General features: G+C 63.1%; 20 protein-coding genes. 7 read left to right on the top strand and 13 right to left on the bottom strand.

What is annotated here, in order from left to right:
- The first annotated feature begins 20 nt into the window (after positions 1-20).
- Positions 21-386, top strand: coding sequence for a VOC family protein (locus JAB6_RS11440; RefSeq protein WP_070303028.1), 366 nt, complete (start codon positions 21-23; stop codon positions 384-386).
- On the opposite strand, the gene JAB6_RS11435 is transcribed toward JAB6_RS11440, so the two are convergent.
- Positions 383-1,279, bottom strand: coding sequence for a LysR substrate-binding domain-containing protein (locus tag JAB6_RS11435; protein WP_034745730.1), 897 nt, complete (start codon positions 1,277-1,279; stop codon positions 383-385). The genes JAB6_RS11440 and JAB6_RS11435 overlap by 4 nt on opposite strands.
- Positions 1,280-1,439: 160 nt before the next feature.
- Here JAB6_RS11435 and JAB6_RS11430 point away from each other — a divergent pair, with 160 nt between their 5' ends.
- Together JAB6_RS11430 and JAB6_RS11425 are read left to right on the top strand one after the other, a co-directional pair.
- A complete protein-coding gene (locus JAB6_RS11430; protein ID WP_034745726.1) occupies positions 1,440-2,618 on the top strand; it encodes an acyl-CoA dehydrogenase in 1,179 nt (392 codons plus the stop codon).
- Entirely contained in the window at positions 2,618-3,865 is a 1,248-nt protein-coding gene (locus JAB6_RS11425; protein WP_070302875.1) for a CaiB/BaiF CoA-transferase family protein, read from the top strand. Before JAB6_RS11430 ends, JAB6_RS11425 begins: the two co-directional genes overlap by 1 nt.
- Before the next feature lie 100 nt (positions 3,866-3,965).
- Here the strand turns inward: JAB6_RS11425 and JAB6_RS11420 are convergent, their stop codons facing one another.
- The 3 genes from JAB6_RS11420 to JAB6_RS11410 are packed head-to-tail and all read right to left on the bottom strand — an operon-like array spanning position 3,966 to position 5,776.
- Complete coding sequence (locus JAB6_RS11420; protein WP_034745723.1) at positions 3,966-4,292, bottom strand: barstar family protein; 327 nt, start codon at positions 4,290-4,292, stop codon at positions 3,966-3,968.
- A gap of 7 nt (positions 4,293-4,299) precedes the next feature.
- The gene (gene dapB / locus JAB6_RS11415; RefSeq protein ID WP_070302874.1) at positions 4,300-5,109 is read right to left on the bottom strand and encodes a 4-hydroxy-tetrahydrodipicolinate reductase; all 810 of its coding nucleotides are present in this window, start codon (positions 5,107-5,109) and stop codon (positions 4,300-4,302) included.
- A gap of 19 nt (positions 5,110-5,128) precedes the next feature.
- Positions 5,129-5,776: an outer membrane protein assembly factor BamE gene (locus tag JAB6_RS11410; protein WP_254671598.1), complete on the bottom strand. Its 648-nt coding sequence runs from the start codon at positions 5,774-5,776 to the stop codon at positions 5,129-5,131.
- A 195-nt stretch (positions 5,777-5,971) separates the two neighbouring features.
- Between JAB6_RS11410 and fur the strand changes: the two genes are divergently transcribed.
- Entirely contained in the window at positions 5,972-6,403 is a 432-nt protein-coding gene (gene fur / locus JAB6_RS11405) for a ferric iron uptake transcriptional regulator (RefSeq protein WP_034745717.1), read from the top strand.
- A gap of 48 nt (positions 6,404-6,451) precedes the next feature.
- Here the strand turns inward: fur and hrcA are convergent, their stop codons facing one another.
- Complete coding sequence (hrcA, locus tag JAB6_RS11400; RefSeq protein WP_034745713.1) at positions 6,452-7,468, bottom strand: heat-inducible transcriptional repressor HrcA; 1,017 nt, start codon at positions 7,466-7,468, stop codon at positions 6,452-6,454.
- Positions 7,469-7,570: 102 nt separating this feature from the next.
- On the bottom strand, positions 7,571-8,296 hold the full coding sequence (locus JAB6_RS11395; RefSeq protein ID WP_070302873.1) for an HAD family hydrolase: 726 nt from the start codon (positions 8,294-8,296) through the stop codon (positions 7,571-7,573).
- Between the two features lie 244 nt (positions 8,297-8,540).
- On the opposite strand from JAB6_RS11395, the gene JAB6_RS11390 reads away from it, so the two are divergent.
- The gene (locus JAB6_RS11390; RefSeq protein WP_034745710.1) at positions 8,541-9,140 is read left to right on the top strand and encodes a hypothetical protein; all 600 of its coding nucleotides are present in this window, start codon (positions 8,541-8,543) and stop codon (positions 9,138-9,140) included.
- A 36-nt stretch (positions 9,141-9,176) separates the two neighbouring features.
- On the top strand, positions 9,177-9,758 hold the full coding sequence (locus JAB6_RS11385) for a hypothetical protein (RefSeq protein WP_034745706.1): 582 nt from the start codon (positions 9,177-9,179) through the stop codon (positions 9,756-9,758).
- A 187-nt stretch (positions 9,759-9,945) separates the two neighbouring features.
- Here the strand turns inward: JAB6_RS11385 and mmsB are convergent, their stop codons facing one another.
- From mmsB to JAB6_RS11360, 5 genes are read right to left on the bottom strand one after another with little or no spacing between them, the layout of a single operon-like run.
- Positions 9,946-10,848 (bottom strand): 3-hydroxyisobutyrate dehydrogenase, encoded by a 903-nt coding sequence (gene mmsB, locus JAB6_RS11380; protein WP_034778800.1) that lies wholly within the window; start codon positions 10,846-10,848, stop codon positions 9,946-9,948.
- 24 nt (positions 10,849-10,872) lie between these two features.
- A complete protein-coding gene (locus JAB6_RS11375; RefSeq protein ID WP_083292669.1) occupies positions 10,873-12,015 on the bottom strand; it encodes an enoyl-CoA hydratase/isomerase family protein in 1,143 nt (380 codons plus the stop codon).
- The gene (locus JAB6_RS11370; RefSeq protein WP_034745699.1) at positions 12,008-12,793 is read right to left on the bottom strand and encodes an enoyl-CoA hydratase; all 786 of its coding nucleotides are present in this window, start codon (positions 12,791-12,793) and stop codon (positions 12,008-12,010) included. The genes JAB6_RS11375 and JAB6_RS11370 overlap by 8 nt, the downstream gene beginning before the upstream one ends.
- Positions 12,790-13,950 (bottom strand): acyl-CoA dehydrogenase family protein, encoded by a 1,161-nt coding sequence (locus tag JAB6_RS11365; RefSeq protein WP_034745696.1) that lies wholly within the window; start codon positions 13,948-13,950, stop codon positions 12,790-12,792. The genes JAB6_RS11370 and JAB6_RS11365 overlap by 4 nt, the downstream gene beginning before the upstream one ends.
- Before the next feature lie 9 nt (positions 13,951-13,959).
- A complete protein-coding gene (locus JAB6_RS11360; protein WP_070302872.1) occupies positions 13,960-15,468 on the bottom strand; it encodes a CoA-acylating methylmalonate-semialdehyde dehydrogenase in 1,509 nt (502 codons plus the stop codon).
- A 157-nt stretch (positions 15,469-15,625) separates the two neighbouring features.
- Between JAB6_RS11360 and JAB6_RS11355 the strand changes: the two genes are divergently transcribed.
- On the top strand, positions 15,626-17,008 hold the full coding sequence (locus tag JAB6_RS11355; protein WP_070302871.1) for a short-chain fatty acyl-CoA regulator family protein: 1,383 nt from the start codon (positions 15,626-15,628) through the stop codon (positions 17,006-17,008).
- A 1-nt stretch (position 17,009) separates the two neighbouring features.
- Here JAB6_RS11355 and JAB6_RS11350 read toward each other — a convergent pair whose 3' ends face one another.
- The gene (locus JAB6_RS11350; RefSeq protein ID WP_070303024.1) at positions 17,010-18,065 is read right to left on the bottom strand and encodes an adenosine deaminase; all 1,056 of its coding nucleotides are present in this window, start codon (positions 18,063-18,065) and stop codon (positions 17,010-17,012) included.
- A gap of 25 nt (positions 18,066-18,090) precedes the next feature.
- A complete protein-coding gene (locus JAB6_RS11345) occupies positions 18,091-19,035 on the bottom strand; it encodes a nucleoside hydrolase (RefSeq protein ID WP_254671585.1) in 945 nt (314 codons plus the stop codon).
- Between the last annotated feature and the right edge of the window lie 6 nt (positions 19,036-19,041).

Raw genomic sequence — 19,041 nt, 5'->3', positions numbered from 1 at the left:
TCATTCATCAGGAGCAGAACATGATCAAGGGTTTACGCACCGTCACCTATCCCGTCCCCGACCTGGACAAGGCCAAGGCCTGGTACAGCCAGGTATTCGGCACGGCGCCGTATTTCGACCAGCCGTTCTATGTTGGCTTTGCCATCGGCGGCTTCGAGCTGGGCTTGCTGCCGGACGGCCAGCCTGGCACGCAGGGCAGCGTGACGTACTGGGGCGTGGACGGCATCGAGGCAGAGGTCGAACGCATCGTGGCACTGGGCGGCAGCCTGCACCACCCGCTCACGGACGTGGGCGACGGCATCCGCACGGTGGAATTGCTCGACCCGTTCGGCAACCAGATCGGCCTGATCGACAATCCCCATTTCGACACGGCCAAGGTCGCCTAAGCCGCCTCGTCCTGCAGCCATCGCCGGAACTGCTGCAAGGCCAGTTTTTCATGCGCCGCCTCGGGCGTGATCAGGTAATACGCGCGCTGGCCGCGCAGTGGGCGCTCGCATGCGATGCGCAGCTCGCCGCGCGCCAGTTCCGCTTCGACCAGCATGCGTGGCAGCAAGACCACGCCCTGCCCCTGCACGGCCGCCATGGCCAGCATGGAAAACAGCTCATAGCGGGCGCCGTAGCGCGCCAGTTCCCCATCGACCTGCATGGCGTCAAACCACTGGCGCCAGGCGCCCGGGCGCGTACTTTGCTGCAACAAGGTCAATTCCAATAAATCCTGCGGCTGCCAGGCGCTGCGCGCGGCCAGCAGGCGTGGGCTGGCGACGGGCACGATTTCTTCATGCATGAGCAAGGTGGCGCGCGTGCCGGGCCAGCGCGCCAGCTGCTCGGGCGTGCCCGCGTACAGGGCGCCATCGTATTCCGTATCGGCAAACATGAACGGTTTCGTATAGGCATCGATGTGCACGACGATGTCCGGGTGCAAGCCCGCCAGTGAAGCCAGCCGCGGCATCAGCCAGCGCGTGGCAAACGTGGGGACCGAGGCCAGCTGCAAGGCGCCGCCACCACCCTGGCGCGCCATGGTGTCGAGCGTGTCGCGCTCGAGGCCATCGAGGCGGGCCGCGATCTGCCGCGCATACGCGGCGCCGGCGCTGGTCAGCAGCACGCCATGGCGCGTGCGCTGGAACAGTTGCACGCCAAGAAAGCTTTCCAGGGAGGATATCTGGCGCGACACGGCACTTTGCGTCAGCGACAGTTCGCGCGCCGCATGCGTGTAGCTCTGGTGCCGCGCCGCCGCCTCGAAGCAGTTCAGGGCTTGCAGCATGGGGATTTTGCGTGACATGGAGTTATCCGGCCGGTGAAAGGCTCCTAGTATGCCGCAAGATATGCGCAGAACGCATGTCTGGGTGCGAAAAAATCGTTTGCGCAAGGCTAGGCAAAAACCTACCATGAGCCATATTCAATCTTGCGCCGGTCACCGGCGCTCACCTGCGAGGCCTGTGATGAGCAAAACCGTATTCGACTGGAATTCCCCCCTGCTGCTGGAAGAACAACTGACGGGCGATGAACGCGCCGTGCTGGAAGCGGCCCGCGACTATTGCCAGGGCAGCCTGGTGCCACGCGTACTCGAATCGTTCCGCCATGGCCGCACGGATGCGGCCATCTTCCGCGAAATGGGCGAGCTGGGCTTGCTGGGCACCACCATTCCCGAAGAATACGGCGGCGCCGGCCTGAACTATGTTTGCTACGGCCTGGCCGCACGCGAAGTCGAGCGCGTCGATTCGGGCTACCGTTCGATGATGAGCGTGCAATCGTCCTTGGTGATGGTGCCGATCAATGCCTTCGGCAACGAAGAAACCAAACAGAAATACCTGCCGAAACTGGCGACGGGCGAATACATCGGTTGCTTCGGCCTGACGGAACCGAACCACGGCTCCGACCCTGGCAGCATGGTCACGCGCGCCCGTAAAGTGCCGGGCGGCTACAGCCTGTCGGGCGCAAAGATGTGGATCACCAACAGCCCGATCGCCGACGTGTTCGTCGTCTGGGCCAAGGACGATGAAGGCGCGATCCGCGGCTTCGTGCTGGAAAAAGGCTGGAAAGGCTTGTCGGCGCCGGAAATCCACGGCAAGGTCGGCTTGCGCACCAGCATCACCGGCGAAATCGTCATGGATGAAGTGTTCTGCCCTGAAGAAAACGCCTTCCCCGACGTGCGCGGCCTGAAAGGCCCGTTCACTTGCCTGAACAGCGCCCGCTACGGCATTGCCTGGGGCGCGCTGGGCGCGGCCGAGGACTGCTATCTGAAGGCACGCCAGTACACGATGGACCGCCAGCAATTCGGCCGCCCATTGGCAGCGAACCAGCTGGTGCAAAAGAAACTGGCCGACATGCTGACGGAAATCACCATGGGCTTGCAAGGCTGCTTGCGCCTGGGCCGCATGAAGGATGAAGGCTCGCCGGCCGTGGAAATCACCTCTATCATGAAACGCAACAGCTGCGGCAAGGCGCTCGATATTGCCAGAGTGGCGCGCGACATGATGGGTGGCAACGGCATTTCCGACGAGTTCGGCGTCATCCGCCACCTGGTCAACCTGGAAGTGGTCAACACCTATGAAGGCACGCACGATGTGCACGCGCTGATCATCGGCCGCGCCATCACCGGCATCGCCGCCTTCAACTAATGGACGCCTTGGCTTCCACCTTGCGGCCCGCGCCGCTGACCGGCTTGCGCGTGCTCGACCTGTCGCGCGTGCTGGCCGGCCCGTGGGCCGGGCAAATGCTGGCCGACCTGGGCGCCGACGTCGTCAAGGTTGAACAGCCGGGCCGCGGCGACGACACGCGCTCCTGGGGTCCACCGTATCTGAAGGATGAAGATGGCCGCGACACGGCCGAGGCCGCCTATTTCCAGTGCGCCAACCGCAACAAGCGCTCCTTGTGCATCGACCTGGCCGCCCCCGAAGGGCAAGCGCTGGTGCGCAAGCTGGCTGCCGAATCGGACGTGCTGCTGGAAAATTTCAAGCTGGATGGATTGAAGCAATATGGCCTCGACGCGGCCAGCTTGCTGGCGCTCAATCCGCGCCTCGTCTACTGCTCCATCACGGGCTTCGGCCAGGATGGGCCGTACGCGGCGCGCGCCGGCTATGACTTCCTGATCCAGGGCATGGGCGGCTTGATGAGCATCACGGGCGTACCCGATGGCCAGCCGGGCGCCGGCCCGCAAAAAGTGGGCGTGGCGCAGACGGACATCCTGACGGGCCTGTACGCCACCATCGCCGTGCAGGCGGCGCTGGCCGAACGGGAACGCTCGGGCCTGGGCCAGCATATCGACCTGGCCTTGCTCGACGTGCAAGTGGCGGCGCTGGGCAACCAGGCGGCCAATTACCTGTGCGGCGGCAAAGTGCCGCAGCGCATGGGCAATGCGCACCCGAACATCGTGCCTTACCAGGACTTTCCCACGGCCGATGGCGACATGATTCTGGCGATCGGCAACGATGGGCAGTTTTCGCGCTTTTGCGCCGTCGCCGGCCACCCGGAATGGGCGCAGGATGAACGCTTCGCCACCAATCCGCAGCGCGTGGCGCACCGGGCGATCCTGATTCCCTTGATGCGCCAGACCACGGTCATGCGTACGACGGCCGAGTGGATCAGCGCGTTCGAGGCGCAAGCCGTGCCCTGCGGTCCCGTCAACCGCATCGACCAAGTCTTTGCCGACCCGCAAGTGGTGGCGCGTGGCTTGAAAGTGGAAATGCCGCATCCGACGGCGGGCACGGTGGCGCTGGTGGCCAATCCCGTGCGCCTGTCCGGCTCGCCGGTGCAATACCGCTTGCCACCGCCATTGCTGGGGCAGCATACGCAGGAAGTGCTGCAGCAGTGGCTGGGGTTGGACAGTGCGGAAATTGACGGCTTGCGCGAGCGCAAGGTGGTGTAAAGATTGATTGGAAGAACGTAGGTCGGATTAGCGCTTGCGCGTAATCCGACTTGCACAGCCAACAATGTGTCGGATTACGCGGCGCTGCCGCTAATCCGACCTACTTCAGTACCAGCTTCAACGCCGGCTTTTCGCCATAATCGTCATAGCGCTCATTGATGCCGGCGATACAGAAGGTGATTTCTTCCAGTAAATCAGGTACTTGCGCCTTCATGCTTGCCGCATCCTGCACAACGATTTCCAGCACTTCGTTCGGCTTCAAACGGAATTGCGTCATGTTTTCGTCATCGCGCAAATAGCTGAGGCAATCGACCCAGGCATCCATGCTGTTGCCGTAGAACTCGGGGAAACCGAAGGCTTGCACGCATTGCGCGTGAAAGCTTGCTTCATCGGTGATGTCTTTTCCATTCAGGATGGCAGTGGCCATATCTTCCTCAGTTCTTCAGCGACAGCACATCCTGCATGTCGAACAGGCCGGTCGGTTTGTCGGCCAGGAAACGCGCGGCGCGCAGTGCGCCGTGGGCGTAGGTGACGCGGCTGCTCGACTTGTGGCTGATCTCGATGCGCTCGCCGATGCCGGCAAACAGCACCGTATGGTCGCCGACGATATCGCCGCCGCGGATGGTGGCAAAGCCGATGGTTGACGAGTCGCGTTCGCCCGTCACGCCTTCGCGGCCGTACACGGCGCATTCCTTCAAGTCGCGGCCCAGGGCGCCGGCCACCACTTCACCCATTTGCAGGGCCGTGCCCGACGGCGCATCGACCTTGAAGCGGTGATGCGCTTCGATGATCTCGATATCGTAGCCTTCGGACAGGCTTTTCGCGGCCAGTTCCAGCAGCTTCATGGTGACGTTCACGCCCACGCTCATGTTCGGCGCGAACATGATGGCCGTCTTTTCAGCGGCGGCGGCAATGGCGGCCTTGCCAGCGTCATCGAAACCGGTGGTGCCGATGATCATCTTGACGCCGTGCTCGGCGCAATACGCCAGGTGCTGCAAAGTGCCTTCAGGGCGCGTGAAGTCGATCAGGTAATCGGCGCCGGCCAGGCCGGTGGCCAGGTCGGACTCGATCAGCACGCCGGCAGGCTTGCCGAGGAAAGCGGCCGCATCCTGGCCGACGGACGGCGAACCGGCGCGGTCGAGAGCGCCAGCGAGCACGGCGTCGGGCGCGTTGCTGACCGCTTCGATCAGGATATGGCCCATGCGGCCGCTGGCGCCAGCGATGGCAATTTTCAGTTCAGTCATTTTATTCTCTTACAACAGCTTATTTGGTGGGTTCGGCAGCAGGTGCAGGTGCAGGTGCAGGCTCGGCGGCAGGCGCCGTTGCGGGTGCGGGTGCAACGTCAGGCTTGCTCACAGGAATGGCAGGGGCGGCATCGGCCGGCACCGGCACGGCGCTTGGCGCCACCGGCAATGGCACGGCGGCGGCAGGCACGTCGGCCTTGGCGACCTTGGCGAACGGCGACGGACCGGCGATACGGTCGATGTATTCTTTCTCCGTCGGCAAGTTACCGCCTTCGAAACGTTCCACTTTACCATCCTTGCCGAAGTACACGACCACGCGGCTGCTGGTGGTTTCGCCACTGCCCCGGGCCAGGCGGAATGGGTAATCCCAGCGGTCGGCATGGAAGATATCGGTCAGCAGCGAGGTACCGAGGACGAAGCGCACCTGGTCGCGCGTCATGCCCACTTTCAACTGGGCCAGCATCTCTTCGGAGACAAAGTTGCCTTGTTGAATGTCAGGACGATACGGCGAGAAAAACCACATGAATTTTTGCAGCGGCGTAATGGTGGTCGTTTGTGCGCCCTGTTCGGGGACCAGTTCCTTGCCTTCCTTTTGAGCAGCTGCCGGCTTTTCGCCAAGGATGCCACGGCTGGCGCAGCCGGACATGGCCAGCGCGACACAGACCATGCCTGCCACGACTGGTGCTCGGAATGAAATACGGTGCCAGAGAGATGGCAATACAGCCGGTGTTACGCGCATAAATGACCTCAATTTGATGAACAAAACGCCAGGAGTGGCCGGCCTGCCAAAAAATGCATATTTTGGCACTCCCCGCTAAAACGCTATATGATAAAGCACCTGACCCACATACGAGCAACAAACATGAGTAACAATCCTAGTGATCTCAAGGCAAGCGGCCTGAAAGCCACCCTGCCACGGCTGAAGATACTCGATATCTTCCAGAGTAGCCCGGTACGCCACCTGACGGCGGAAGACGTCTACAAGATTCTGCTGGCCGACAATATGGATGTCGGTTTGGCAACTGTCTACCGCGTCCTGACCCAATTCGAACAGGCAGGCTTGCTCAACCGCAACCATTTTGAAACCGGCAAGGCGATTTTCGAACTCAACGAAGGCTCCCACCACGACCACCTGGTGTGCCTCGACTGTGGCCGGGTTGAAGAATTCTTTGACGAAGAAATCGAAATCCGCCAGCAAAAAGTGGCCGAAGAGCGCGGCTTCAAGATCGCCGAACACGCGCTGGCCATCTACGGCAACTGCACCAAGACGGCTTGCCCGCACAAAACCGCCTGATTCGTTCCGGCCGCGCCCATGGAGCGGCTGGCGCATCAGGCAGTACGATCAATGATGGCTGAGCGCGCTTGACAGCAACTTGGCCGTGATATCGACAATCGGGATGACGCGCTCGTAAGCCATGCGCGTCGGTCCGATCACTCCCAACGTTCCCACGATCTTGCCGTTGACTTCATACGGCGCCGTCACCACGCTCATTTCATCCATCGGCACCAGGTTCGATTCGCCGCCGATGAAAATCTGCACGCCCGTCGCCTTGCTCGACACGTCGAGCAGCTGCATCAAGCCCGTTTTTTGCTCGAACATGTCGAACATCTGGCGCAGCGAATGCATATTCGATGACAGATCGCTCACGCTGAGCAAGTTGCGCTCGCCGGAAATCACCATGTCGTCGCTATGGTCGGCCATCGCTTCGCTGCCCGCCTCCACGGCGGCCTGCATCAGGCTGCCCATGTCGTCGCGCAACTGGCGCAGCTCGCCCTGCAGGCGCACGCGCACGGCGTCGAATGACAGGCCGCCATAATTTTGGTTGATGTAATTGGCCGATTGCACCAGTTGCGCCGGCGTATAGTCGGCCTCCGTCAACAGCAGGCGGTTCTGCACGTCGCCGCCGGGCGCGACGATGACGAGCAGGATGCGTTTTTCGGACAGGCGCAGGAATTCGATTTGCTGGAACACGGATTCGCGGCGCGGGCTGAGCACGACGCCGGCAAACTGCGACAGCGACGACAGCATCTGCGCCGCGTTGGCGATGGTTTTTTGCGGCTGCGGCGTCTGCAGGCGCATGCGCGACTCCACCAGATGCTCGTCCAGATGCCGGACGGTCAGCAAGGTGTCGACAAAGATGCGGTAGCCGCGCGGCGTGGGAATGCGTCCGGCCGAGGTATGCGGACTGGACACATAACCGAGCTCTTCCAGATCGGCCATGATGTTGCGGATCGTGGCTGGCGACAGGTCGAGGCCGGAAATTTTCGACAAGGCGCGCGAACCGACCGGCAGGCCGTCGGCGATATATCGCTCGACCAGGGCTTTCAGCAGTGTTTGGGCACGTGTATCGAGTTGCATGGTGTTTTATTTAAGCAAGTGTTTTGTTAAGCAAGCGGCAACGAAAGCGGCCGAACGTGCATCAACAGCGCCTATTATGCACGTTCGCCCGTCCGGCGGCGATCAATCTTCCAGTTGCCCCTGCAGCCACAGCAGCAATTCATCAAAGTTGGCGCAGATGGCGTCGGGCTGCACGCCGGCGGCCAGGTGGGCATCGCTGCCCTTGCGGTTCATCCACACGGCACGCATGCCCGCCCCTTGCGCTCCCGTCACATCGAAATACAGATCGTCGCCGACATACACGGCCTCATGGGGCGCCACGCCCAGCGCGGCGCAACCGGCCAGGAAAATGCTGGCGTCGGGCTTGGCCACACCGAAATCGCTGGCGGCAATCGACACTTTAAAATGCTGCGCCAGGCCGATAATTTCAAGGTCCGCATTGCCATTCGAAATGGAACCGACCAGCATGCGCTGGCCCATCCAGCCCAGGCCAGGCAAGACATCGTCATACGGCTGGACGCGATGGCGCGCCGCCAGGAACTGCGCGATGGCGCCATCGACCAGGGCCGGATCCTCGCCGGCGGCCTCGAAGGCGGTCAGCAAGCCCGCGCGGCGCAACTCGATCAGGTTGCCATGAAAATGCGGTTGTTCATTGAGCATGGCCAGGCGGTGCTGGCGCAGCACCTCGATGGAAAACTGCTGCGCCACCTTGGGCGCATGCGTGGCCAGCCAGTCGTGCAGCAGGGATTCGGCAGCGGCAATCACGGGCGCGATGGGCCACAGAGTATCGTCGAGGTCGAACAGGATGGCCTTGGGCGGCACGGCAGGTTTTACAGGGGCAAGGGACATGGGATTCACGGTGGATGCCGCGCCACAGTGCGCAGCCTGCATCTATTGTCGCACCGATCGCTGCCACCGGCATCGCTGCGCCCCCGTGAAATGGGGCCGGGCCAGCGCTTCCCGGCGAAAAATTGTTACAGGGTGATACAAGGCAAGATCATTCGGCTTGCCAGATAGACTAAAATAGGCGCCATTCCAATGCGGCGCCAGCGTCCGCGTTGCGCTACCCAACCTAATTCGTTTTGGAGAATGTATGAAAAATTTGTACCTGCGCTCGATGCTGGCGGCGGCTTGCGCCGTCACATTGGCAGCCTGCGGCGGCAGCGGCGGCAACCTGTATCTGAGTGGCCAAGTGTCCAATCTGGCAAAAGACGGCCTGATTCTCCTCAATGACGGCGAACGCTTGCCGGTCTCCGCAGGCCAGACCTCGTTTGTTTTCACCAAGCTGGTCAACACCGATGACCGCTACGACATCAGCATCGCACAACAGCCCAAAGGCGCCGTGTGCACGATTACCAATGGCGCAGGCAAGGCATCGAGCTATACCGTGACCACTGCCCTGGTGACTTGCACGACCAATACCTACCCGCTGAGCGGCACGATCACGGGCCTGACCGCCGACGGCTTGACCTTGGCCATTGGCAACGCCAGCACCAGCCCGCTGAAAGGCAGCACGAGCTATACGTTCCCCGCTGTCAATGACGGCATCGCCTACAATATTTCCATAGCGACGTATCCAGCGGGCCAGACGTGCAGTTTCGTGGGCTCTGCCAGCGCCAACGGCCGCGATGTCGTCGGCACCATGGGCTCAGCCGCCACGACCGGCGCCACACTGAACTGCACGGCGCAGTAAGCCACGCGATTCGTCACCACTATATTGGAGAAATACATGAAGTTATCCTGCCTGCGCCCACTCGCCGCGCTGCTGTTGACCCTAGGACTGGCTGCTTGCGGCGGCAAGGCCTCGTATGATGTCAGTGGCACCATCAGCAACTTGAACACCGACGGCCTGGTCCTGGCCAACGGCGGCGTCAATCTTCCGATTAAATCGGGCCAGACCTCGTTTACCTTTGCCAAGCGCATCGACTATGGCACCGACTACAACATCACCGTGCAGACCCAGCCAGCCCACATGACTTGCGCCATCAGTGGCGGGACCGGTTCGGCCGGTCATTACCTGAGCATCCAGGCAGCGGTCGTGTGCACGCAAAATAGCTACACGGTTGGCGGCACGGTGACTGGCCTGACAGCCGACGGCCTGGTCTTGATCAACGGCAATGCGCAAACCACGGTGGCCAAGGGCAGCACGACCTTCACCCTGGCATCGCGTGTTGCCGATGGCGACAAGTATGGCATCAGCGTATTTACCCAGCCAACCGGCTTGAAATGCAGCGTGGCGCCCAACACTGGCGTCGGCGTGATGGGCGAAGCGAACGTGACCACCGTGCAGATCGCCTGCAATCCGGGCTAACGCGGTAACGCTGGCAGCCGCGACGCGGCTGCCAGGAAGAGATATCACTGAAATATATAGTTGATATTCGAAAGATAAATTGGAGTTATATGTGGCGATGCAGCATAATGCATCTGTCTCCTCCAACTCTTCCAAGAATTGGATTTAGCCCGCTTTTACCAGCGGGCTTTTTTTTGCCCAAAATTCCTCAAGCGGGTTTATTCAACCCGGGTTGCAGCATCTGCACGATGCTGGAGAAATCCTGCTGCGCATAACCGGCTTGCGCATGCATCTGGTACAACTGGCGCACCAGCCCGCCCAACGGCGTGGGTGCGTTTGCCGACAGGGCCGACTGCTGCGCCAGGCCCAGGTCTTTCAGCATCAGCGCCGTGCCGAAGCCGCCCGTGTAATTGCGCGACGCGGGCGTGCCGTCCATGACACCGGGCCACGGGTTGTACACTTCCAGGGTCCAGTTGCGCCCCGAGCTCTTGGCCATGATGTCGGACAACACTTTCGGATCGAGGCCATGCGCCACGCCCAGGTTCAGCGCTTCGGCCGTACCGGCCATCAAGATCCCCAGCAGCATGTTGTTGCAAATCTTCGCTACCTGGCCCGCACCTGCCTCGCCCGCATGGAAGATGTTCTTGCCCATCTTTTCCAGCAATGGACGCGCCTGCTGCAAGGCCGCTTCGCTGCCGCCGACGATGAAGGTCAGGGTGCCGGCCGCCGCGCCCGCCGTGCCGCCCGAGACGGGCGCATCGATCATGGCAAAGCCGCGCTCGCTGGCCGCCTGCGCCACTTGCCGTGCCACGTCGGCCGCGATGGTGCTGCAATCGATGAACAGGGCGCCGGGCTTGGCCGAATCAAGCACGCCGCCAGCCGCCAGGTACAGCTCCTGCACGTGCTTGTTGGCTGGCAGCATGGTGATGACGGCGTCGGCCGTCTGTACGGCCGCGCTGGCGGAAGCAGCCGCCGTGGCGCCCGCTTCAACGAGGGATGCGACGGCTGCTGGCGCCAGGTCGAAGACGGACACGTGGAAGCCGGCGGCCACCAGGTTGCGGGCCATCGGCGCGCCCATGTTGCCCAGGCCGATGAAAGCGATATGTTGCATTTTTTAAAGTCTCCTATTGTTCTTTTAATGCAGGTCGCGCAAAGGATGGCTATCCCATGGCGCCGCGAAATATTCATTCTGATACGCGTCGCTGACGTCGGCCAGACTGGCCGGCTGCCACTGCGGCGCGTTGTCCTTGTCGATCAGCAAGGCGCGCACGCCTTCGCTGAAGTCCGCATGGGCGCAGCATTGCACGGCCACGATCAATTCCAGCTGGAACACTTGCGCCAAGCTCATGTGCCGTGTGCGGTCGCGCATGGCCCAGACCAAAGCGGCGGAACTGGGCGCGCCCTTGGCCAGCGAGTGGGCCGCCTTTTGCAGCCAGGCCGAATCGCCGTCGTACGCGGCAATGGCGGCCACCACTTCGGGCAAAGTGGGCGCTTGCGTCAGTGCCGCGATGGCGTCGAAGTTGGCGCGCACTTCGGAGACGGGCAGCATGGAGGCAGGCGCCGAGAAACCGCGCAGCAAGCGGCCCAGCTGCTCGCCGTTCGCCTGCGGGCTGGCTTGCCATTGCGCCAGCGCCAGCGAGTCGAGCACCATGGCGCGCTCTTCCTGGCGCAGGAAATAGTCGCCGAGCCCTGTGAACAGGGCGTCGGCCGCGTTCATCGGCGCGCCCGTCAAGCCCAGGAACAGGCCGCTGCGGCCCGGCATGCGGCCCAGGAACCAGCTGCCGCCCACGTCCGGGAACAGGCCGATCGTGATTTCCGGCATGGCGATGCGCGTGCTTTCCGTTACGACACGGTGACTGGCGCCCGCCATCAGACCCAGGCCGCCACCCATGACGATGCCGCCGCCCCACACGAGCAGCGGCTTCACGTACGTATGGATGCGGTGGTCGAGCCGGTATTCCTCGGCAAAGAAGGCCAGCGCCTGCGGGTTCGGCACGACGCCCGGTTGCTCGGCAACTGCCGAACGCAGGCTGCGCACGTCGCCACCCGCGCAAAAGGCCTTGTCGGTCGACGAGTGCAGCACCACGCAGGCGATGGCGTCGTCACTGGCCCAGCGCACGAGGGCGCCATCGATGGCGCGTATCATGTCCAGGGTCAGCGCATGCAGGGATTTGGGCGCATCGAGGGTGATGACGCCCAGCTTCATGCCGCCGGGACAATCGCGCTCCTCGATCTTCACCGTATCAATCAGGGTGCTTTCAGCCAAGATTTCAGCCATTGCGCCACTCCGCCGGACGTTTTTCCAGGAACGCTTGCACACCCTCTTTCTGGTCTTGCGTATCGAACAGGCCCAGGAACAGGGTGCGTTCATCGGGCAGGGAATTGACGAGCGGATGGCTGCGCGCGCCCTGGATCAGGGTCTTGCACGCCGTCACGCTGCTGGGGCTCTGGCGCGCCACCTTGGCGGCCAGGGCCAGCGCCGTGGCGGCAGCCTTGCCGGTTGGCACGACTTCTTCGACGAGGCCGATGGCCAGGGCCTTGGCCGCATCGACCCGCTCGCCGCATAAAATCATGCGCTTGGCCCAGCCTTCGCCCACCAGCCATGGCAAATGCTGCGTGCCGCCCGCGCACGGCAGCAGGCCGACCGATGCTTCCGGCAAGGCCATCTGCGCGTGTTCTTCCGCGATACGGATGTCGCAGGCCAGCGCGCATTCGAGCCCGCCGCCCATGGCATAGCCATTGATCGCGGCGATGCTGACGCCGCGAAACGCGGACAATGCCTCGAACGCCTCGCCAAACGCGGCGGCCATGGCAAACGCCGTGTCCTTGTTACCATCGGCAAACACGTTCAAGTCGGCGCCGGCCGAGAAGAACTTGGCGCCGCCCCCAGTGATCACGAGTGCGTACACGTCGGGATCAGCATTCAGGTCGGCTACCAGCTGCGTCAGCCCGTTCAGACTGGCCAGGGTCCACGTGTGGGCCGGAGGATTATCGAGGGTCACCAGGGCCGTGTGGCCACGGCGTTCCAGCAGTAAATTTGTATACACTTTGCTCATCGTAAGGTCTCCGTGGCGCCGTCTTTCAAAATCGCTCGCGCGACGATCAGGCGCATGATTTCATTCGTCCCTTCCAGGATCTGGTGCACCCGCGTGTCGCGCACATGGCGCTCGAGCGGATACTCGCGGATGTAGCCGTAGCCGCCGTGCAATTGCAGCGCGTCGTTGGCCACATTGAAACCCACATCCGTGGCGAAACGTTTTGCCATGGCGCAGTACGCCGTGGCGTCCGGGCTTTCCTGGTCCAGTTTCCAGGCCGCCAGGCGCACCATCTGGCGCGCCGCCACCAGTTCCGTCAGCATGTCGGCCAGCTTGAATTGCAGGGCCTGGAACTGCGCCAGCTCGCGGCCAAACTGCGTGCGCTCCTTCATGTACGCTTGCGCGCGCGTGAGGGCCGCCTGCGCCGTGCCCACCGAGCACACGGCGATATTGATGCGCCCGCCATCGATGCCCTTCATGGCAATGGTAAAGCCTTCGCCTTCCGCGCCCAGCAAGTTACCGACAGGAACTCTTACCTGGTCGAAGCTGATGATGCGCGTGGGCTGGCTGTTCCAGCCCATCTTTTCTTCCTTCTTGCCATACACGATGCCGGGCAAATTCGCCGGCACGGCAAACGCGGAAATACCGGCCGCGCCCTCGCCGCCCGTGCGCGCCATGACGATCAGCATGTCCGTCTGGCCCGCGCCCGAAATGAAGGCCTTGGTTCCATCCAGCACATAGAAATCGCCATCCTTCACGGCTTTCGTGCGCAAGGACGCCGCGTCGGAGCCCGATTGCGGTTCCGTCAGGCAATAGCTGGCCAGCTTCTGGCCGGCAGCCAGGGCCGGCACCCATTCGTCGCACAGGGCTTCCTGGCCCCAGCGCGACAGCATCCAGGTGGCCATGTTGTGGATCGTGATGTAAGCCGTGGTCGAGGTGCAGCCCCCGGCCAGCTCCTCGAAGACGATGGCAGCATCCTGGCGGCTCAAGCCCAGGCCGCCCCAGCGCTGCGGCGTGTACAAGCCGCAAAAGCCCATCTCGCCCGCCTTGGCGATAGTTTCCACGGGAAAGATCGATTCCGCGTCCCAATGGGCCGCATGCGGCGCCAGTTCCCCTTCGGCAAACGCGCGCGCCGCCTGCTGGAACTCGCGCTGCTCGTCGCTCAGTTCAAAGTCCATGCCAGCTCCTTATTTGAGGCTGATGGTCGTGTTGACCTTGCCCACCGAGGCCGCATCCGTGAACCAGCGCTGGGTAATCGTTTGCGTCTGCGTGTAGAACAGCACGACTTGCTTGCCGAACGGGCCCAGGTCGCCCAGCTTGGAGCCGCGCGAACCCGTAAAGCTGAACAGGGGAACGGGCACAGGAATGGGCACGTTGATGCCGACCTGGCCCACGTCGATTTCTTCCTGGAAGTAACGCGCGGCCGCGCCGCTTTGCGTAAACAGCGCCGTGCCGTTGCCGTTCGGATTCGCGTTCACGAGAGCAATCGCTTCATCCAGGGTATCGACTTCGACGACGATCAGGACGGGGCCAAAGATTTCCTGGTCATACACGACCATGCCGGGTTTCACGCCGGACAGAATCGTCGGTCCCACGAAGTTGCCGTTCGGGTAGCCATCGACCTTGACGTCGCGGCCATCGAGAGTCAAGACGGCGCCCTGTTCGATGCCCTTGGCAACGAGGCTGTGCACGCGCTCCTTGGCTGCGCAGGAAATGACGGGACCGAGGTCCGGATTGTCCTTGCCCGCACCGACGCTCAAGCCTTGCGCCTTGGCGGCCAGTTCCGGCAACCATTCGCGCGCTTCGCCCACCAGCACGGCGACCGAGGCGGCCATGCAGCGCTGGCCGGCCGCGCCGAAACCCGCACCCAGCAACTGGTTCAAGGTCTGTTCTTTATTTGCATCCGGCAAGACGACGGCATGGTTCTTGGCGCCCATCATGCATTGCGCGCGCTTGCCGTTCAGGCTGGCGCGCTGGTACACATGCGTGCCCACCTTGCTGGAGCCAACAAACGAGATCGCCTTGATGTCCGGATGGTCGCACAGGGCGTTGACGACGTCTTCGCCGCCGTGGATCACGTTCAGCACGCCGGCAGGAATACCCGCCTGCAAGGCCAGGCGCACGAGTTTTTCCGTCACGAGCGGGTCTTGCTCCGATGGTTTCAGCACGAAAGTATTGCCGCAGGCAATTGCCATCGGGAACATCCACAGCGGGATCATGGCGGGGAAATTGAACGGGGTAATGCCGGCGCACACACCCAGCGGCTGCATCACGCTGTAGGTATCGACGCCGCCGGCCACGTTTTGCGCGTATTCGCCCATTTGCAGGGTGCCGATATTGGCCGCGTGTTCCACCACTTCCAGGCCACGGAAGACGTCGCCTTCCGCGTCGAGCAGGGTCTTGCCCTGTTCCATCGTCAGGGTGGCGGCCAGGTCGGACATGTTTTCGCGGATCAGCTGTTGCAATTTGAGGAAAATGCGGGCGCGCGCGCCGATCGGCGTCTTGCGCCAGGTCTTGAAGGCGCGCTGGGCCGAGGCGATGGCCGCGTTGACTTCGTCCGGGGTAGCGAACGGCACCTTGGCCAGGACTTCCTGCGTGGCGGGGTTGACGACGTCGCGCCAGATGGTGGTCTGGGATTCAACCCACTCGCCGTTGATCAAGAGGGGAACGGTCGGAATAGCGTTTTGCGTGGTCACTCGGTGTCTCCTTGTGTGGGTATAAGTCTGTTTGCATTATTCGCACAATCGCCGCCGCGAACAAGGCGTGAAAATGCGAGATAATGCAAAGCTGAATCTGTTAATCTGCAAAGATTGTAAATTTGCAGATTCCACAAACCGGGGAAGAGGAAACGCGATGGCAAAGGTTTTCATGGGTGTGCGCCTGCAGCGGCTGCGCGAGGAACGGCGCATGACGCAGGTGGCGCTGGCCAAGTCCCTGGGCATCTCGCCCAGCTACCTGAACCAGATGGAGCGCAACCAGCGCCCGCTGACGGTGCCGATTTTGCTGCGCATCGGCACGGTGCTGGGCGTCGATCCGCAAATCTTTTCCGAACACGACAGCGCCAGCCTCGTGGCCGACGTGCGCGACGTGTTCGGCGAATTGCCCGACGCGCCGCCCACCTCGATGGCCGAACTCAAGATGCTGGTGGAAAACATGCCGGAACTGGCCCGCTCGATCTTGCTCTTGCAGCGGCGCTACCGCGTGATGGCGGAGCGGGCCGATACGCTGGCCGCGCGCCTCGACGACGGCAGCCGCGGCGCCAGCTCGGCGGCACCGTCCACGGACGAGGAAGTGCGCGAATACCTGAACCGGCGGCAAAACTATATCGATGAGCTGGACCGGGCGGCGGAGCTCGTGGCCGGCGAATTCGATCCCGCCCTGCGCACGCTCGACGCGCTGCAAGGCCGGCTGCTGGAACGCCACGGTATCGAAGTGCGCTTGTCCGATGGCGACGCGGGCATGGTGCGCAAGCACCGCTACGACGCCCAGCAACAGATACTGTGGCTGCCCGACACCCTGACAGGCGGCCAGCGCGCCTTCCAGATGGCGGCGCAAATCAGCCTGCTCGAACACAGCGACCTGATCGACGCTCTCGTGCTGGCGGCGGGATTGTCCGGCGCGGCCGCGCAAACGGGCGCGCGCCTGGCTTTCTCGAATTATTTTGCGGGCGCCCTGCTGATGCCCTACCAGCGCTTCCTGCAGGCGGCGGAAACGCGCGCCTACGATATCGAGCGTCTGGCGCACCAGTTCGGCGTGGGTTTTGAGGCCGTCTGCCACCGCCTGAGCACCATGCAGCGCCCCGACGCAGCGGGTTTGCCCTTCTTTTTCGTGCGCGTCGACCGCGCCGGCAATGTCTCGAAGCGCCAGTCGGCCACGGATTTTCACTTTTCAAGGGTGGGCGGCACCTGCCCGCTGTGGATCGTCTACGACGCCTTCAGCCATCCGGGCCAGGTGCTCACGCAAGTGGCCAGCATGCCGGACGGCTGCACGTATCTGTGGATCGCGCGCCAGGTCAGCACGGCCTCGCCTGGCTTCCGTGCGCCCGGCAAGACGTTTGCCGTGGCGCTGGGCTGCGACATCTCGCAGGCGCACCGCTTGATCTATTCGAAGGGACTCGATCTGCACGACCCTTCCAGCGCCACGCCGATCGGCACGGGCTGCAAGGTGTGCGAGCGCCAAAGCTGCCCGCAGCGGGCGTTTCCGTCGCTGCTGGCACCGCCGCCAGCATCAGCCTGATTTATTCGGCGACCCGGGCGCGCAGCGCATCGAATTCGCGCGCAAACTCCGCGCGCCAGTCGCGCCGCGTGGACTCGTCTATCCAGGCCGCGTCCAGGCCATTCAACATGAAGCCGCGCATGTCGTCCAGGCCAAAGCCAAATTCGCGCATCATCATCCAGGCGCCCGTCGGCGTCACGTGGTGCAGGGTCGGATCATCCGTATTCGGATGCAGTTTCAGGCCCAGCTTGGCCATGGCGCGGATCGGGTGATCGAGGGCCCAGCGCTCGGGCGCCAGGGTGCGCAAATAATAGGAATTGGTCGGCACCACGGTAAACACGAGACCGCGCTCCACGCAGCGCTGCGCCAGTTCCGGATTGTCGACAATCGTATAGCCATGGTCGACCCGGTCCACCCGCAGCTGTTCGATGGCCGTCTCCACGTTCATCCACGGCATGCCGAATTCGCCCGCATGCGCCGTGCATTTGAAGCCGGCTGCGCGCGCGGCGCGATAGGCCTCGATGAAGAGTTCCGGCGGGCGGTCGTTTTCGCGGTAGTCGATGCCGATGCCGATGACTTCCGGCGCGCGGTAGGCCTTCATCCATTCCACCATCTGCACGGCTTCGGCGGGAGCCGCCTCGCGGTCGATGCTGGGGATCAAACGGCCAATCACGCCGAAGTCGCGCTGCGCGTCGCGGATGGCGGCAACGATGGCGTCTTGCGCCGATTCATAGCGGATGCCCGACACGCGCACGGTGCCGGTCGGGTTCCAGAAGAACTCCGCATAGCGCACGCCGTGGCCATGCGCGTCTTCCAGGTATTCGTAGGCGAGGCAATACAGGTCCGTCGGCGAGACGATCAGGTGCGCGTCGAGCGCGCGCAGTACGCGCAGCACGCCGACGGGCTTGTCGCCGCGCGTGTAGAAAGAGTCGATTTCCTCGGGCGTGACGACATTGCGCGTCTTGGCCGCCAGCGCGCGGAAAGTTGCCTGGCGCACCGTGCCGAACAAATGGCAATGCAGCTCCACTTTCGGCATGGCGCGTAAAAACTGTTCGATGCTCAGGGGGGAATTAGACATGAAGCTCGTTTCGTAATGGAGTGGATCAGGCAAGAATGCCGGCCAGGCGCTGCATCAGCAACGCGATGGCGGCCGGGCCGTCGGCCAGCATCGCCACCTGCGTGTTGATGGGCGCGCGGCGCGGCACGCGGAACTCGCACACCGTCATACCGCGCGTCAGTTCGCCCGTCAATTCGATGGCCACGTGGGCGCTCTGGAACTGGAACAGCTGCGGCGCTTCCAGATACAGCGCCACCACGGGGTCGTACATGGGCATGGGCACGGAACCGTCGGCGCTGCGGATGCGCACATACGCTTCCAGGTAGCCGGACAAAAGCTGCGCGCGCGGCGTGCCGATGGCGCGCAGCTGCCGCACTTCCCCATTCGTCACCAGCAGCTGGCGGCACAGGTTCAAGCCGAACATGCGCAGCGGGATGCCGGCCTGGAACACCTGGGCGGCCGCTTCCGGGTCCGCATAGATATTGAATTCGGCCGCCGCCGTGTGGTTGCCCTGGTCGGTGGAGCCGCCCATCAAAATGATCTCGACGATTTTTTCCGCGATGTCGGGCGCCTTGGCCAGCGCGGTTGCGATATTGGTCATCGGCGCAATCGCCATGATGGTGATCTGGCCAGGGTGGGCGCGCACGGCAGCGATCAGCGCGTCGACGGCGTGGCCGGCAGCGTCCGTGGCCGCGCCGGGCGGCAGGATCTCGCCCGTCGTCGGCATGCCGCTGTCGCCGAGGATGCGCTGCGCCGTTTCGATGACGCCGGCCAGCGGCTGGTCGCAGCCGCGGTAGATCGGCACCGTCAAGCCGTCATGGGCCTTGATGCGCAAGGCGTTGTCGTAGGTGATATCGACGGGCGCATTGCCCGCCACCACGCTCACGCCCAGCCACTCGATAGCGGGATTGCTGCCCAGGAGCAGCATCGTCAGCCAGTCGTCGAAACCGGGATCGGTATCGAGCCAGATCTTTTTCAAGGGTTTGTCCATGATGGT

The sequence above is a fragment of the Janthinobacterium sp. HH104 genome, assembly GCF_001758715.1.
Lineage (GTDB): Bacteria > Pseudomonadota > Gammaproteobacteria > Burkholderiales > Burkholderiaceae_D > Janthinobacterium > Janthinobacterium aestuarii.
The sequence above is the reverse complement of the archived record's forward strand: the minus strand, read 5'-3'. Positions and strand labels throughout refer to the sequence as shown.